This window comes from Corallococcus sp. RDP092CA, from assembly GCF_041903675.1.
Classification (GTDB): domain Bacteria; phylum Myxococcota; class Myxococcia; order Myxococcales; family Myxococcaceae; genus Corallococcus.
In genome coordinates, this window is sequence record NZ_JAYESI010000001.1 from 537,506 (window position 1) to 552,023 (window position 14,518).

Sequence of the window (14,518 nt, forward strand, 5' to 3'; positions counted from 1 at the left end):
GGGGCGTCATGGCGCTGCGCGAGGACCAGATTCTCCGCTACTCCCGGCAGATCCTCCTGCGGGACGTGGGCGGGCGCGGACAGGAGGCGCTGCTGTCGGGCGGCGCGCGCGTGGACGGGCTGGGCGCGTCCGGCCTCACGGCCACGGCGTACCTGGCCGGCGGCGGCACCCCGGTGACGGGCGTGGGCACGCTGACGATGGGGCCCTGGTCGCCGGGGTTCCTCGCGTCCGCGCGGGACGTGGGCCAGCCCGTGCCGGAGGTGCTGGCGCGCGTGGTGCCGGAGCTGAACCCGGACGCGGTGGGCACGCCCGGCGGTGGACTGCTCGCGGAGCTGCCGGCGGCCTGGAGCGGCGAGGCCCCCTGGGTCGCGCTCGGCGGCGACGGCGTGCGCGGCGCGGTGGTGTTCCGGGGCGCGGACGGGTGCGTCTGGTGCTTCGGCGAGACGGTGCGCCACCTGGGCACGCCGCCGGACGGCGCCCTGGGCGTGGCCCTGGGCGCCCTGGGCGCCCTGGTGTTCCAGCGGCTGCGGCTGGGCCTGGGCCCGTCGCTGGGCGGCCGGTGGCTGGGCGCCCCGGGCGCGATGACGGACCTGGAGCCGCGCCGGTGCTCGCGCTGCGCGGCGGCGGACGCGACGCCCTGATCCAGGACGCCCCACCGGAAGTCCTCGCCCGGATGATCCGCCACCTGGAGGCCGCGTGGCCCCTGGAGGGCTGCGGCGTGATCCTCCGGAGCGGGGCGGGGGAGGGCGGGGCCTGGCGGGTCGTCCCCCTGCCCAACGCCTCCCCCACGCCTCGCGTCGCCTACGCCTTCGCGCCGGAGGCGTGGCTCCAGGTCTGCCTGGACGCGGACGCGCGACACGAGGCGGTGGTGTGCGTCTTCCATTCGCACGTGGACGCGCCCGCCGTGTTCTCCGCGGAGGACCGCCGCCAGGCCGCTCCCTCGGGAATCCCACTGCTGCCCGGGGTGTCGTACGTGGTGGTCGCCATACGCGGAGGCCGTGTCGCCTCCGCCTCGCGGTCCTCCTGGTGCGCGGGAGATTTTCAGACTGTTCCGCTTGTATTGGCGGATTTCAGGTTTGAAAAACCCGTGTAAGGGCGGGAACTTGCCCGGCGAGCGACCCCACCTGCGGAAAGGTGGGTCCGAATTGTCAAGTGACTGGGTTTTCGTCTATAAAGCGGCGGTCTATTGGATCTGCCGCGTCCCACGCCGCGTGCAAGAAGCGCTCCGGACGCAGGGAGTTAGAACCCTTATGGCCACCAACACTGGATTCACCCTCTGGCTGACCGGCATGTCCGGAACCGGGAAGACCACGACGGCCGCCTACATCGCGGCCCGGCTCCGCCAGGTCGGACGTAACGTGGAGGTCCTCGACGAGGGCGAACTCCAGAACGACCTGTGGGCCGGCGTGGGCGACACCAAGGACGAGCGCAACATGGTGGTGCGCCGCCTGGGCTTCGTCGCCGGCCTCATGGCCCGCAACGGCGTGGCGGTGCTCGTCCCCTGCGTGAGCCCCTACAAGTCGAGCCGCGAGGAGGTGCGCCGCTCGGTGGGCAAGTACGTGGAGGTCTACGTGGACTGCCCCACGGAGAAGCTCATCGAGCGCGACACCACCGGCCGCTACAAGAAGGCGCTCAACGGGGAGATCCCGAACTTCATCGGCATCACGGAGCCGTACGAGCCGCCCACCTCGCCCGAGGTGACCATCTACTCCGACACGGAGTCGGTGGAGGAGGGCGGGACGAAGATCTTCCAGGCCCTGCTGGACCTGGGCCTGATGTCGACGGACGAGCTGAAGATCATCACCGGCAAGAAGATGAAGGCCAACCCGCTGCCGACGAAGAAGGCCCGCCGCGACGAGGAGGCCCCGCCGGCCCGCGTCGCCGCCGCGAAGGCCGCGAAGGCCCCCAAGGCGGACAAGGGCTCCAAGGGCGCCAAGGCGCGTCCGGCCACCCGCGCCGCCCGCGTGGGCAAGCCGGCCCCGGCCGCCAAGAAGAAGGCCGCCAAGGGCAAGGGCCGCTAGGTCCCCACCGCCGTCCGGACCGTCGAAGGGCTCCAGGTTGCGCGCGCGATGCGCGTGCAATCCGGGGCCCTTCCGTTTTAGGAGTCCCCCATGCTGAGCCCCGAGCGGATCGAAGCCCTCTGTGAAGCGTCCCGCCCCAAGCTGGAGGCGATGCGCGACGCCCTTCGCGCCCACGGCAGCGCGCTGGTGGCGTTCTCCGGCGGGGTGGACTCCACCTTCGTCCTCCAGGTCGCGGTGGAGGTGCTGGGCGAGCGCGCCCTGGCGCTCACCGCGCTGTCCGCGTCCGTGGCCCCGGAGGAGGAGCGCGAGGCCCGAGAGCTGGCGGCCCGCCTGGGCGCCCGGCACGTCGTCGTCTCCAGCAACGAGCTGGCGAACCCCAGCTACGCCGCCAACCCCACCAACCGCTGCTACTTCTGCAAGACGGAGCTGTACGACCTCTGCGAGGCGAAGCGCGCGGAGCTGGGGCTGGCCGTGGTGCTGGACGGCTTCAACGCGGACGACTTCAAGGATCACCGCCCGGGCCACAAGGCCGCGAAGGAGCACCAGGTGGTGTCTCCCCTGGCGCAGGCCGGGCTCACCAAGGATGAGATCCGCGCGTGGAGCCGCAAGCGGGGGCTGCCCACCTGGGACAAGCCGCAGATGGCGTGCCTGGCGTCGCGCATCCCCTACGGCACGTCCGTGACGCGCGACCGGCTCCTGCAGATCGCCGCCGCGGAGTCGGAGCTGCGCGCGCTGGACTTCAAGCAGTTCCGCGTGCGCTACCACCAGGACGTGGCGCGCATCGAGCTGGCCAGCGAGGAGTACCCCCGCTTCTTCGAGGCCGGCATCCGCGAGCGGATCAACGGCGCCTTCAAGTCCCTGGGCTTCAAGTTCGTGGCCCTGGACCTGGAGCCCTTCCGCTCCGGCCGCCTCAACGAGGCCGCCGGCATCGCCCCCGCGCAGGGGCGGACCGAGGGCTTCAAGCTCCCGGTGGTGGGGTGAAGGGCCTCCCCGCTGCCCTCCTGATCGCGGGGAGCCTCGCCTCGGCCGCCCCCGCCGCCGCGGCGGAGTTCGTGGACGACGGGCCCTACGCGCGCCGGCGCTCGCTGATCCTCACGGTGGGGCCCGGGGCCACGTACACCGAGCGGATCAGCGGGGACGCCGCCGTGTCCGGGCTCGCCGGGCACCTGGACCTGGGGGCGGCGCTCACCGTGGGCTACGAGGGGGACGAGGTGTTCCTCCTCGCGCGCGGCAGCACCGGCCGCCCTGGCGAGGAGCTGGCGCTGATCACCGGCTACCGCAGCGTCTTCGGATCCGAGTCCTGGCGGACCTTCTTTGATCTCGGCGTCTCCGTGCGTCCGATTTCTGGGCCGTGGCTGGGGCCTCGCATAGGGTTCGGCGCCAGACACACCCTCTCGGATCATTTCGCGCTGTACGGCGGGCTCGGGTTCACCTTCGGGTTCGGCTCCGGACTGCGCGCGGACACCGAGCTCTTCACCGGGTTGCAGTGGATCATCCCGGTGGGTTCGGCCTCGTAGGTTGTTTTCTTGAGGTTGTCCGACATTGTGAGATGGTGTGGGCATCTGTCGGAGGCCACGCACTTGGACATGAATCCCCGCCTCACCTCGGTCGTGTTTCGTCTCAATCGCGAGAAGCTGGATGCCCTGAAGGAGCTGTCGCGCTCCACGCGCATCCGCCAGAGCGAGTACCTCCGGGAGGCCATCTCGGACCTGCTGGCGAAGTACGAAGCGCGCTTCGTGGACTGAAGCGTCACGTCAGCCCGGCGGCGCTCCCGTGAAGGGCGGCGCGTCGGGCAGACCGGGCGGGTGGAGGCGCTCGTCGGGCCCGAAGGGGTCCACCGCGGAAGGATAGCGGACCTCCCACAGCACCAGCCCATGCGCCGGGGCCTTGAAGCCGGCCAGGGCCGCGCCCGCATCCAGCGCCGCGCGCCACTGCTCCTCGGACAGGAGCCCCGCGGCCACCTTCAGCGCGCTGCCCACCAGGTACCGCACCTGGTAGCGCGCGAAGCCAGCTCCTTCCAGCCGCACCTCGAACAGGCCTCCGCCCAGCTCCCGCAGGGTGGCGGTCTGGAGGGTGCGCGGCTTCTGGGGGCTGGAGCGCTCGTGGAACGCGGTGAAGTCCCGCGTGCCCACGGCGCGGGCGAGCAGCGCCTCCAGCCGCTCCGGCGTCACCCGGTGCCCCGGCTGGAGCGCCGCTTCCGCCGCCACGTCCAGGGCGTAGGGGCGCCACGCCTCCGGAGGCGGCGCGCCCAGCGTCAGGTGGTAGCGGTACTCCTTGCCGCTCGCGCTCCACTGCGCGTGGAAGGCCCCTGGCGGCCGCCTCGCGACGCACAGCCCCACGTCCGGGGGCAGGTGCGGGGCCAGGCGCGCGGGCAGCGCCTCCGGCGGCACGTCCTCGGGGAGGCGCAGGCTGATGACCTGCATCCGCGCGTGCACGCCCCGGTCGGTGCGCCCGGAGGGCATCACCGTCGCCGGCGAGCCTGCCCGCCCGAGCGCGCCTTCGAGCGCGTCCTGGACCGTGGGGCCCTCCACCTGGCGTTGGAAGCCGCGGAAGTTTCCGCCGCGATACCAAGTCCACAGTACGGCGGGAATTCGTCGGGAAGAGGGCCTGGCCACGGCGTTGCGAGATTGTGGGGAGAAACACGATACTCCCGCGCGAATGCTGGCCGGACAAGAACTCGCGGTGGACAGTGATGGGCAGTGGCTTTTCCGAATGGGCGACCTGGTGCTGGGGCCCATCACCGCTTCACAGGTGGTGGAGAAGCTCTACACAGGGGAGCTGACCCCGGACAGCCTGGTGGCCCCGGCCGGTGAGCGGGAGTTCCGCAACCTCCGGGACACCGCCGCCTTCCAGGTGCACATCGCCCGCTTCGAGGCGCAGGGCCGCGTCGCGCAGACGATGCTCGTCGAGCAGGCGCGCAACCAGAAGCGGGTGAAGGTGCTGGCCGGCGTCGCCGCGGGCGTGGCGCTCCTCCTGGGCGTCACCGGCTGGTACCTGGCGCGCAACGCCGCCGTGTACGGCCTGTTCGGCGCGACGGAGGAGGGCGACGGCATCACCATGGACCCGCCCACCATCCGCCTGGCCCAGGCGCGCGCGGACGACGAGGACCTCTTCGCCTACCCGACCAACGACCCGCGCCGCCCGGATCGCCCCGCGGGGCAGGGCAGCGCCAGCGGGAAGAGCGGCGGCGCGGTGGCCAGCGCCGCGGTGGGCAACCGGCCGCCTCGCACGGGCAGCGTCTCCACGGACCCGGACGGCCTGGAGATGGCCCAGCAGTTCGACCAGGGCGCCATCAACCGCGTCGTCGCGGGCAACCAGTCCAAGCTCTTCCACTGCTTCAAGGAAGAGGCCGAGCGCACGCCCGGCCTGGCCGCGAAGATCCCCATGGAGTTCGTCATCGGGAACGACGGCCGCGTGGCGAAGCTCTGGGTGGACAACCCCCAGTTCAAGCAGGGCCCGCTCTACGAGTGCCTGCTCGCGGAGCTGAAGAAGTGGCCCTTCAAGGCCTACGACGGCGAGCGCGCCACCGTGGGGCTCTCGTTCAACATCGGCAAGCGAGGGTAGGGCGACTTTCTTGCCCACCCTCCGGACGTGCCCGATAGAAAGGGCATGTCCGCCGCATCCGTCGCCGAAGTCGAGATCGCCAAGAAGGCCCTGAGCGTCCCCCCGGGGACGTTCCGCCACACCGTCCTGCTCGCCGCCAAGCGCTTCAAGTCCACCTGGGCGGAGCTGGGCAAGCTGCTCGTCCAGGTCCGGGACGAGGCCAAATACGAGGAGTGGGGCCACGCCTCCTTCGAGGCCTACTGCCTCAAGGAGCTGCACATCAAGAAGCAGACCGCGCTGAAGCTCACGCGCTCGTTCAGCTTCCTGGCCAAGCACGAGGCCCCGGAGGAGCTCCAGCAGCAGGAGTTCCCGGAGAAGGCCCCCGCCTTCGAGGTGGTGGAAGTCCTGGCCGACGCCGAGGAGCGGGGGCAGCTGTCCCCCACGGAATACAAGTCCCTGCGCGACAGCATCTGGAGCCCGGAGAAGTCTCCCGCGGAGCTGAAGAAGGAGTTCGCCGAGCGCTTCCCCCGCCCCCCGCCGGAGCCGCCCCCGGAGAGCCTCCAGGTGCGGAAACTGGCGCAGATGGCGCGAAAGCTCGCTTCCGAGCTGGCGGGAAGCCGTCGAATCCCCAACGCTGTCGCCGAGCGGGCGGCCGCCCTGGCGGACGATGTCGAAGAGATCGCGTCGAGCGTGACGGACGCCTGAGTCGCTGTTATCCAAGACCGACCCGTTGACCTGGGCTGAACGCTCCTGGAGCAGGGCGCTTCCACCGGGCTTCCTGCCCGGAGGGGAGGGCCCTATAGTGGGTTCAGGGCCTGTCGCACGTGGGCCTGGAGCCGTCGTAAAGACGTGGGCGGCTTCGCGGGTGTCGGAGTGCGGTGGTCGGCGGAGAAGGTCCCGAACCGGGGCCGGCGAACTCGGAGGCGGCAGTGAAGAAGGAGCACCACGTCAACCTGTCCTGCTCGTTCTGCGGCAAGTCGCAGCGCGAGGTCCGGAAGCTCATCGCCGGACCCACGGTCTACATCTGCGACGAGTGCATCAAGCTGTGTAACGACATCATCGCGGACGAGAACGAACGCGAGGAGGGCAAGCCGCAGGTCAGCCTGCCCACGCCGCTGGAGATCAAGGCGTTCCTCGACGACTACGTCATCGGTCAGGACCAGGCGAAGAAGGTCCTCTCGGTCGCGGTCTACAACCACTACAAGCGCATCTATCAGAAGAAGCCGACCTCCCGGCCGCGCCCCGGCGTGAAGAACCCCAGCGGCGAGGACGTGGAGCTGCAGAAGAGCAACATCCTGCTCATCGGCCCCACGGGCTCCGGCAAGACGCTGCTCGCGCAGTCCCTGGCGCGCTTCCTCAACGTCCCCTTCACCATCGCGGACGCCACCAGCCTCACCGAGGCCGGCTACGTGGGCGAGGACGTGGAGAACATCATCCAGAACCTCCTCCACAACGCCGACTACGACGTGGAGAAGGCCGCGCGCGGCATCGTCTACATCGACGAGATCGACAAGATTGCCCGCAAGGGCGACATGCCCAGCGCCACCCGCGACGTGGGCGGCGAGGGCGTGCAGCAGGCCCTGCTGAAGATCATCGAAGGCACCCGCGCCAACGTCACCCCGCGCGGCGGCAAGAAGTACAACCAGCAGGAGTACGTCCAGGTCGACACGACGAACATCCTCTTCATCTGCGGCGGTGCCTTCCACGGCATCGACGGCGTGATCAAGCGCCGCGTGGGGGAGAAGGGCCTGGGCTTCGGCGCGAAGATCACCCACAAGGAGGAGCGCAGCGTGGGTGAGCTCCTGGCGATGACGGAGCCGGAGGACCTGATGAAGTTCGGGATGATCCCGGAGTTCATCGGCCGCCTGCCGATGATCGCGACGCTCAACGACCTGAAGGAGGATGACCTCGTCACCATCCTCACGATCCCCAAGAACGCCCTGGTGAAGCAGTACCAGAAGATGTTCGAGATCGAGAAGGTGAAGCTCACCTTCACCAAGGAAGCGCTGCGCGCCATCGCCCGCGAGGCGATGCGCCGTCACTCCGGAGCGCGCGGCCTGCGCGCCATCATGGAGGACGCCATGCTGGAGATCATGTACGACGTGCCGTTCCGCGAGGGCGTCAAGGAGTGCAAGATCACCGAGCAGGTGATCACCAAGCACGAGCCCCCGCAGATCGTCATGGAGAAGGAAAAGAAGACCGCCTGAGGTTTCCCCCAGACGGTCGGTATTCCAACCGGCGCCCCTCGCCTCATGGCAGGCAGGGGCGCCGTGGTGTTTCCGGCGCCCTCAGCTCTGCGTGACGCGCACCGTGGTCTTCATCTCGCGGCCGGAGGCGGGGTCCTTCGCGCGCATGGTGAGGATGCCCTCCACGCTCACGTCGAAGATGATCTCCACGTTCACCGTGCCGGCCTTGGCGGGCATGATGCCGGAGAAGGTGAACTCACCCAGCAGGTCATTGCGCGCCACCGTGTCGTGGTCGCCCTGGTAGATGCGCATGGCGAGCTCGGTCTGGTTGTCGAAGCTCGTCGTGGCCAGGAGCTGCTTGGCGTTGGGGATGGACGCGTTGCGCGGGAAGACGACGTGGAAGCCGCCGTCGCCGCGCTCCAGGCCAATGGCCATGGGGATCACGTCCAGCAGCTGGATGCGCAGGTTGGTGTTGTCCTCGAGCGAGTGCGCGTAGAGCGCCGCGCCAATGGCCACCGCCTCGTCCGGGTGCACGCCCTTGCTGGGCGGCTTGCCGAAGAACTTCGTGAGCCGGTCCTGCACGACGGGCATGCGCGTCTGGCCGCCCACCAGCATGACCTCGTCGATGTCCTTGGTGGACAGGCCGGAGTCCACCAGCACGCGCGCCACCATCTGGAGGGTGCGGTCCACCAGCTGGTTCGTCAGCTGCTCCAGCATCTTGCGCGTGAACTTCATCTCGATGTTCAGGGGCTGGCCCTGCGCCGTCATCGTGATGAAGGGGATGTTGAAGGGCACCTCCTCGCGCGCGGACAGGTCGATCTTGGTCCGCTCCGCCAGGTCCTTGATGCGCTGCATGGCCACCGGGTCCGTGGCCAGGTCGATGCCCGTCTTGGCCGCGAAGTCCTTGAGGACGTGGTGGATGATGGCGTTGTCGAAGTCGATGCCGCCCAGGAACACGTCGCCGCCGGTGGCCTTCACCTCGAAGACGCGGTCGCGGATTTCGATGATGGAGACGTCGAAGGTGCCGCCGCCCAGGTCGTAGATGACGACCTTCTCCTTCAGCGTCTTGCCCACGCCGTAGGCGAGCGCCGCCGCGGTGGGCTCGTTGATGATGCGCACCACCTCCAGGTCGATGAGCTTGCCGGCGTCCTTCACCGACTGGCGCTGCCGGTCGTTGAAGTACGCGGGCACCGTCACCACCGCGCGCTTGATGGGCGTCTTCAGGTAGTTGGAGGCGACATCCCGGATCTTCCCGAGGATCTTCGCGCTGATCTCCTGGAGGGAGAACTCCTTCTTGCCGACGTCCAGGGTGACGTCGTTCCTGGCGCCGGCGCGCATGTTGTACGCCACGGCCTTCTTCATCGTGCCGACGACGTCGCTGCTGAAGTTGACCCCGACGAGGCGCTTGGAGCCGTAGACGGTGTTGCGCGGGTTGAGCTGCCACTGGCGCTTCGCCTCGAAGCCGATGAGCTCGTTGCCCTTGTCATCGATGGCGAAGATGGAGGGGATGGTGTACTCGCCACCCTTGTAGGGGATGAGCTTGACGTTCCCGCTGTCCTCGACGATCGCCGCGCACGAGTTCGTCGTGCCGAGGTCGATGCCGATGATGGGCTCCTTATGCATCGCGTGTGAGCTCCGGGTGAGGCGTTGCGGCGTGATGGGGTGTGGCCGTCCGGGACCGTATCTCACCCGTCCCGGGGGCGCGAATCGCAAACCATCCGTCATCCGACGGACGCCCTCAAACTTCCAGCGCGCCTGGACCTTCCGCTCCGTCCCGCCCGCCTGGCCGGGTGGGACCCGGCCGGCGGCCAAGCGCGCGGCCCCGAACACACCGTCCCCGGGGGCAGGGCCCCTCGCTTTACATCCCAACGGCCGGGAACGAAGGTCATCCCCCGGGGTTCATGCGACGGCCACGCGCCGTGGCTACATCCGAGAGATTCACCCACCCACAGAGGGGAGCCGCCGTGGAAGCGAAGGGCTATCTGCAGGAGGTGGGCGCACAGGTCAGCGCCGACTTCGTCAAGAACCGGTCCATCCTGTCCTTCGAGGAGTACCTGACGCTCTTCTTCGCGGACCCGAAGGGGCAGTCGCGCAACGCGGCGCAGTACCTGCGGGACATGATGGACCACTACGGCACGGAGCAGGTGCCGCACCCCACGGGCACCATCCGGCGCTTCAAGGTCTTCGACGCCCCGTCCGCCGAGCGCGACGGCCGCGTCGCCGGGCAGGAGGAGGTGCAGAACGCCCTCTACCGCATCCTGGGCAACTTCGTGAGGGCCGGCCGCATCAACAAGCTCATCATGCTGCACGGCCCCAACGGCAGCGCGAAGTCCAGCCTGGTCAACGCGCTGAAGCAGGGCATGGAGGACTACTCGCGCCAGCCGCAGGGGGCGCTCTACCGCATCGCGTGGGTGTTCCCCTCGGAGAAGCTCATCAAGGGCTCCATCGGCTTCGGCGAGCGCGCGGGCGCGCAGTCCACGGAGGGCGAGCTCACCTCGTACGCCCACCTGGACGCGGAGGCCCTGGACCTGCGGCTGCCCTGCGAGCTGCGAGACCACCCGCTGTTCGCGGTGCCCCCGGCGGAGCGCAAGGGCCTCCTGGAGGGGGCGCTCAAGAAGAAGGGGCTGGGCAACGGCGACGGGGCGACGGGGGACTTCCTCCTGTCCGACTACGTGCGCGAAGGCGAGCTGTGCGCCAAGTGCCGCCGCATCTACACCGCGCTGCTCAACTCGTACGGTGGGGACTACCTCAAGGTCCTGCGGCACGTGCAGGTGGAGCGCTTCTACGTGTCGCGCCGCTACCAGGTGGGCACGGTGACGGTGGAGCCGCAGATGAGCGTGGACGCCATCGCGCAGCAGATCAGCGCGGACCGCACCCAGCTCAACATGCCGGCCGCGCTGCACAGCACGGTGCTCTTCGAGCCGCACGGCCCGCTGGTGCACGCCAACCGCGGCCTCATCGAGTACGCGGACCTGCTCAAGCGCCCGCTGGAGGCCTTCAAGTACCTGCTGGGCTTCAGCGAGACGGGCGAGGTGCCCCTGGAGCCCTTCGTGCTCCAACTGGACGAGGTGCTCATCGCGTCCTCCAACGAGAAGCACCTGAACGCGTTCAAGGAGCTGCCGGACTTCGCGTCGTTCAAGGGCCGCATCGAGCTGGTGCGCGTGCCGTACCTGCGCCGCTACAAGGTCGAGCAGGAGATCTACGACGCGCAGATCACCGCGACGTCCGTGGGCAAGCACGTGGCGCCGCACGCCACGGAGGTGGCCGCGATGTGGGCGGTGCTCACGCGCCTGAAGAAGCCCCTCCCGGACCGCTACCCCGTCAACGTGAAGCCGCTGGTGGACCAGGTGGCCCCGGTGGAGAAGCTGCACCTGTACCAGGAGGCGGGGGTGCCCGCGCGGCTGTCCTCGGCGAACACCAAGGAGCTGCTCAAGCTGCGCGAGGAGATGTACGAGGAGTCCGACGCGTACCCCAACTACGAGGGGCGCTCCGGCGCGAGCGCGCGGGAGATCAAGACGGCCCTCTTCAACGCCGCGCAGAACCCGGACTACAAGTGCCTCCACGCGCTGGCGGTGCTGGAGGAGCTGCACGCGCTCTGCAAGGACAAGAGCGTCTACGAGTTCCTCCTCCAGGAGGTGATGGACGGCTACCACGACCACGAGACCTTCGTGCGCGTGGTGGAGGGCGAGTACCTGGACCGCGTGGACTCCGAGGTGCGCGACTCCATGGGCCTGGTGTCCGAGGGCCAGTACCGCGAGCTGGTGGAGCGCTACATCCAGAGCGTCAGCCACTGGGTGCGCGGGGAGAAGATGCGCAACCGCGTGACGGGGGAGATGGAGAAGCCGGACGAGGCGCGCATGGCGGAGGTGGAGGCCATCGTGATGCCGCAGGGCGAGGCCCCCGCGGACTTCCGCCGCGGCCTCATCGCGAGCATCGGCGCGCACCGGCTGGACAACCCGGACGGCGTCATCGACTACCCGCGCATCTTCCCGGACATGTTCAAGCGCCTGCGCGACCACTACTTCGAGGAGCGCAAGCGCGTGCTGCGCAAGAACAAGGAGAACGTCCTCAAGTACCTCTCCGAGGACCGCAACCAGCTCACCGCGCGCGAGCAGGCCCAGGTGCAGGACACGCTCAAGACGATGGCGGCGCGCTACGGCTACTGCGAGTTCTGCGCGAAGGACGCCATCCTGTTCCTGATGCGACAGCGCTACACCTGAGCGGGGGAGGCAGGCATCCGGGGGGCCGGTGCCTGCCCGCCTGCTTTCAATTCCGGGCCGGGGCTCGGGATGATGGGACCGCGGACCGGGTTTCGCCCCGGTCGTCGTCTTTTCGTCCCTCCCCCTCTTCGCGCCTGGAGCGTTGATGAACCGGTTGCTGTTGGGCACCCCCCTCCTGTGGGCCCTCGTGTCGTGCGCCAGCGCCCCGTCGCAGTCCCCGGCGGACGCGCCGGGCGCGACGCACGCCCAGGCTCCCGTGCAGGTGGAGCGGGCGCTGTCCCGCCCCGAGCCCGCGCCCCGGCCCACGCGCAAGGCGATGGTGCGGCGCATCCTCCCGCTCAACGTGCGGCTGGTGACGACGGAGGCCGGCAAGGTGCGCCGCGCGGCGTCGGGCGTCGTCATCGGCACGGAGGCCGGCGAGTCCGGGCCCGTCAGCTACGTGCTCACCAACGCGCACGCGGTGGAGCCGGGCGACCTGAAGGACCCCGTGCTCAAGGTGGTGCTGGACCGGCGCGCGGAGTCGCACGAGTACCTGGCGGAGGTCGTGGCCACGGGCCAGGTGCCGGACCTGGACCTGGCGCTCCTGCGCGTGACGGGCGTGACGTGGCCCGTGGCGGACCTGGCCTCCGACGACGAGCCGGAGCCGGGCGAGGACGTGGTGGTGGCGGCGTCCCCGTACGGCCGCGCGCTGTCCATCTCCGGCGGCATGGTGTCCCAGGTGGAGTGGGATCAGCAGACGAAGCACCCGCGCATGCTGAAGACGGACGCGCCCATCGGGTACGGCGCGTCCGGCGGCGGCATCTTCAGCCTGGAGACGGGGCGGCTCCTGGCCATCGTGGAGGGCTACCGCACCGCGAAGGTGGACTTCGAGGTCGCGTCCCAGAACTTCAGCTTCGACGTGCCCATGCCCGGCGAGACGTTCGCCGCGCCCAGCGCCAAGGTGCGCGGCTTCCTCCAGGCGAAGGGCTTCGGCAGGCTGCTGGAGCGCTCCGCTGACGTGGACGGTGCGGGGCCGCAGAAGACGGCGAGTCGTTGAGCCGACAGCGGCCTGGCCAGGAAGTGGTTCCGGCCCGCGTCCGGCGTTAGAGCTGCGGCTCATCCTCTGGAGGGTTGAGCCGCATGGCCGCTCGGGGCAATTGGGATCAGTACTTCATGGACATCGCCCAGCAGGTGGCCACCCGCGCCACCTGTGATCGCAAGCACGTGGGCGCGGTGCTGGTGCGGGACAAGACCATCCTCTCCACCGGCTACAACGGCGCCATCCGCGGCCTGCCCCACTGCGACGAGGTGGGCCACATGATGGAGAACGGCCACTGCGTGGCCACGGTCCACGCGGAGGCCAACGCCATCATCCAGGCGGCGAAGAACGGCGTCGCCATCGACGGGGCGACCATCTACACCACCGCCAGCCCGTGCTGGCCGTGCTTCAAGCTGATCGCCAACAGCGGCTGCACCCGCATCGTCTTCGGCGAGTTCTACCGGGACCCGCGCATCTTCGAGTACGCCGCCCGCCTGGGCCTCCAGCTCGTGGGCCTGGGCGCCGCCGCGCAGCCCCCGGCGCCCGCCACCGGGACCTGAGCGCGGCGCGCTGTCCGGGGGTGGTCAATCCCTGGACGCGTTGATCGCCCAGGGTGGGCTCCCCGTTCGTTGAATGACACTTGGGAGCGCCCCTAAGTGGCCGTTCCGACACGGGAATTTTAGAACTCCGGCAAGAATTACCGACCCAGGGTTGACGATCCCAGGGGTGCTCCCTAAATCCTGGCTCCGGTAGGGCGGCGGCGGGGGTGGGGAGACGGAAATTCCCAGGAGTTTCAGGTGGTTATCTCATCAGCCATGGCCAGCAGTGTGCCTTCTGTCCAGGATGTGTCGGACCCGGTGGTGGGCGCGGCCCGCTACGACGCGGTTCCGCCCTTGATGGACAGCCTGCTGCACGACGTGCGCAACCCGCTCAACGCGCTGGCCATCCATCTCGAGGTCCTCACCGAGAAGCTCAAGGGTGAGTCCGGCCAGGTCCCGGCCGCGCAGGAGAAGAACCTCAAGGCGATGCGCGAGCAGATCGCCCGCGTGGACAGCCTGCTCAAGCTCTTCTCCGACTTCATCGTGTTTCGCGGGGCGGGCCCCTCCGGGGACGCGCCGCTGTCGGACGCCACCGGCAAGGCCCTGGACGTGCTGGGCCACGAGAGCCGCCGGCGCCGTCTCCAGATCCAGCGCGCCATCGACCCGGACGTGCATGCCCGGCTCGAGGACACCACCGAGCTGGGCTTCTTCCTGGTGCAGGTGCTGATGCGCGCCTTCCAGCGCGCGGAGCCCGGCAGCACCGTGGTCGTCTCGGTGCGCGGCGAGGGGCCCTCGGCGGTGCTGGAGGTGGTGGACGGCTCCTCCGCGCCCGAGCAGGCGAGGGACACCGTGACCGCGCTGACGCTCCGCGCGGCTCAGCTGGGCATCGAATTCATCGTGCAGGCGGGGACGTGCCGCCTGGTGTTCCCGCGCGCCTGAGCTTCCCCCATCAGGGCGCGGACGGTCTTCCATCCGGTTTCATCACGCTTCA

General features: G+C 69.6%; 15 protein-coding genes. 13 read left to right on the forward strand and 2 right to left on the reverse strand.

Annotated features, from left to right (window positions below; genetic code table 11):
- The first annotated feature begins 8 nt into the window (after positions 1 to 8).
- The 6 genes from U8525_RS02110 to U8525_RS02135 all read left to right on the forward strand — a co-directional run bounded on the left by U8525_RS02110 (position 9) and on the right by U8525_RS02135 (position 3,766).
- Positions 9 to 641: a ThiF family adenylyltransferase gene (locus U8525_RS02110; RefSeq protein ID WP_374260390.1), complete on the forward strand. Its 633-nt coding sequence runs from the start codon at positions 9 to 11 to the stop codon at positions 639 to 641.
- The gene (locus U8525_RS02115) at positions 605 to 1,093 is read left to right on the forward strand and encodes a Mov34/MPN/PAD-1 family protein (RefSeq protein ID WP_374260393.1); all 489 of its coding nucleotides are present in this window, start codon (positions 605 to 607) and stop codon (positions 1,091 to 1,093) included. The genes U8525_RS02110 and U8525_RS02115 overlap by 37 nt, the downstream gene beginning before the upstream one ends.
- A gap of 157 nt (positions 1,094 to 1,250) precedes the next feature.
- Positions 1,251 to 2,021 (forward strand): adenylyl-sulfate kinase, encoded by a 771-nt coding sequence (cysC, locus tag U8525_RS02120; RefSeq protein WP_374260396.1) that lies wholly within the window; start codon positions 1,251 to 1,253, stop codon positions 2,019 to 2,021.
- Between the two features lie 90 nt (positions 2,022 to 2,111).
- Positions 2,112 to 3,002, forward strand: a complete 891-nt coding sequence (gene larE, locus U8525_RS02125; RefSeq protein WP_374260399.1) for an ATP-dependent sacrificial sulfur transferase LarE — start codon at positions 2,112 to 2,114, stop codon at positions 3,000 to 3,002.
- Complete coding sequence (locus tag U8525_RS02130; protein ID WP_374260401.1) at positions 2,999 to 3,538, forward strand: hypothetical protein; 540 nt, start codon at positions 2,999 to 3,001, stop codon at positions 3,536 to 3,538. Before larE ends, U8525_RS02130 begins: the two co-directional genes overlap by 4 nt.
- A gap of 63 nt (positions 3,539 to 3,601) precedes the next feature.
- On the forward strand, positions 3,602 to 3,766 hold the full coding sequence (locus U8525_RS02135) for a ribbon-helix-helix domain-containing protein (RefSeq protein WP_120563010.1): 165 nt from the start codon (positions 3,602 to 3,604) through the stop codon (positions 3,764 to 3,766).
- Positions 3,767 to 3,775: 9 nt separating this feature from the next.
- Here U8525_RS02135 and U8525_RS02140 read toward each other — a convergent pair whose 3' ends face one another.
- On the reverse strand, positions 3,776 to 4,636 hold the full coding sequence (locus U8525_RS02140) for a tRNA pseudouridine(38-40) synthase TruA (protein ID WP_374260405.1): 861 nt from the start codon (positions 4,634 to 4,636) through the stop codon (positions 3,776 to 3,778).
- 97 nt (positions 4,637 to 4,733) lie between these two features.
- On the opposite strand from U8525_RS02140, the gene U8525_RS02145 reads away from it, so the two are divergent.
- The 3 genes from U8525_RS02145 (at position 4,734) to clpX (ending at position 7,771) form a co-directional block, all read left to right on the forward strand.
- Positions 4,734 to 5,585 (forward strand): AgmX/PglI C-terminal domain-containing protein, encoded by an 852-nt coding sequence (locus U8525_RS02145; RefSeq protein ID WP_374260407.1) that lies wholly within the window; start codon positions 4,734 to 4,736, stop codon positions 5,583 to 5,585.
- A gap of 45 nt (positions 5,586 to 5,630) precedes the next feature.
- Positions 5,631 to 6,269 (forward strand): hypothetical protein, encoded by a 639-nt coding sequence (locus U8525_RS02150; RefSeq protein WP_374260410.1) that lies wholly within the window; start codon positions 5,631 to 5,633, stop codon positions 6,267 to 6,269.
- Positions 6,270 to 6,493: 224 nt separating this feature from the next.
- Positions 6,494 to 7,771: an ATP-dependent Clp protease ATP-binding subunit ClpX gene (gene clpX, locus U8525_RS02155; RefSeq protein ID WP_374260413.1), complete on the forward strand. Its 1,278-nt coding sequence runs from the start codon at positions 6,494 to 6,496 to the stop codon at positions 7,769 to 7,771.
- 81 nt (positions 7,772 to 7,852) lie between these two features.
- Here clpX and U8525_RS02160 read toward each other — a convergent pair whose 3' ends face one another.
- Positions 7,853 to 9,373 carry an Hsp70 family protein gene (locus U8525_RS02160; RefSeq protein WP_374260416.1) on the reverse strand — a complete coding sequence of 507 codons (1,521 nt, stop codon included), beginning with the start codon at positions 9,371 to 9,373 and terminating at the stop codon, positions 7,853 to 7,855.
- 341 nt (positions 9,374 to 9,714) lie between these two features.
- On the opposite strand from U8525_RS02160, the gene U8525_RS02165 reads away from it, so the two are divergent.
- The 4 genes from U8525_RS02165 (at position 9,715) to U8525_RS02180 (ending at position 14,466) form a co-directional block, all read left to right on the forward strand.
- Positions 9,715 to 11,970, forward strand: coding sequence for a PrkA family serine protein kinase (locus tag U8525_RS02165; protein WP_374260418.1), 2,256 nt, complete (start codon positions 9,715 to 9,717; stop codon positions 11,968 to 11,970).
- Between the two features lie 145 nt (positions 11,971 to 12,115).
- Complete coding sequence (locus U8525_RS02170; protein ID WP_374260420.1) at positions 12,116 to 13,006, forward strand: S1C family serine protease; 891 nt, start codon at positions 12,116 to 12,118, stop codon at positions 13,004 to 13,006.
- A gap of 83 nt (positions 13,007 to 13,089) precedes the next feature.
- A complete protein-coding gene (locus U8525_RS02175) occupies positions 13,090 to 13,548 on the forward strand; it encodes a cytidine/deoxycytidylate deaminase family protein (RefSeq protein WP_374260423.1) in 459 nt (152 codons plus the stop codon).
- Positions 13,549 to 13,803: 255 nt separating this feature from the next.
- Positions 13,804 to 14,466 (forward strand): histidine kinase, encoded by a 663-nt coding sequence (locus tag U8525_RS02180; protein ID WP_374260425.1) that lies wholly within the window; start codon positions 13,804 to 13,806, stop codon positions 14,464 to 14,466.
- Positions 14,467 to 14,518 lie beyond the last annotated feature (52 nt).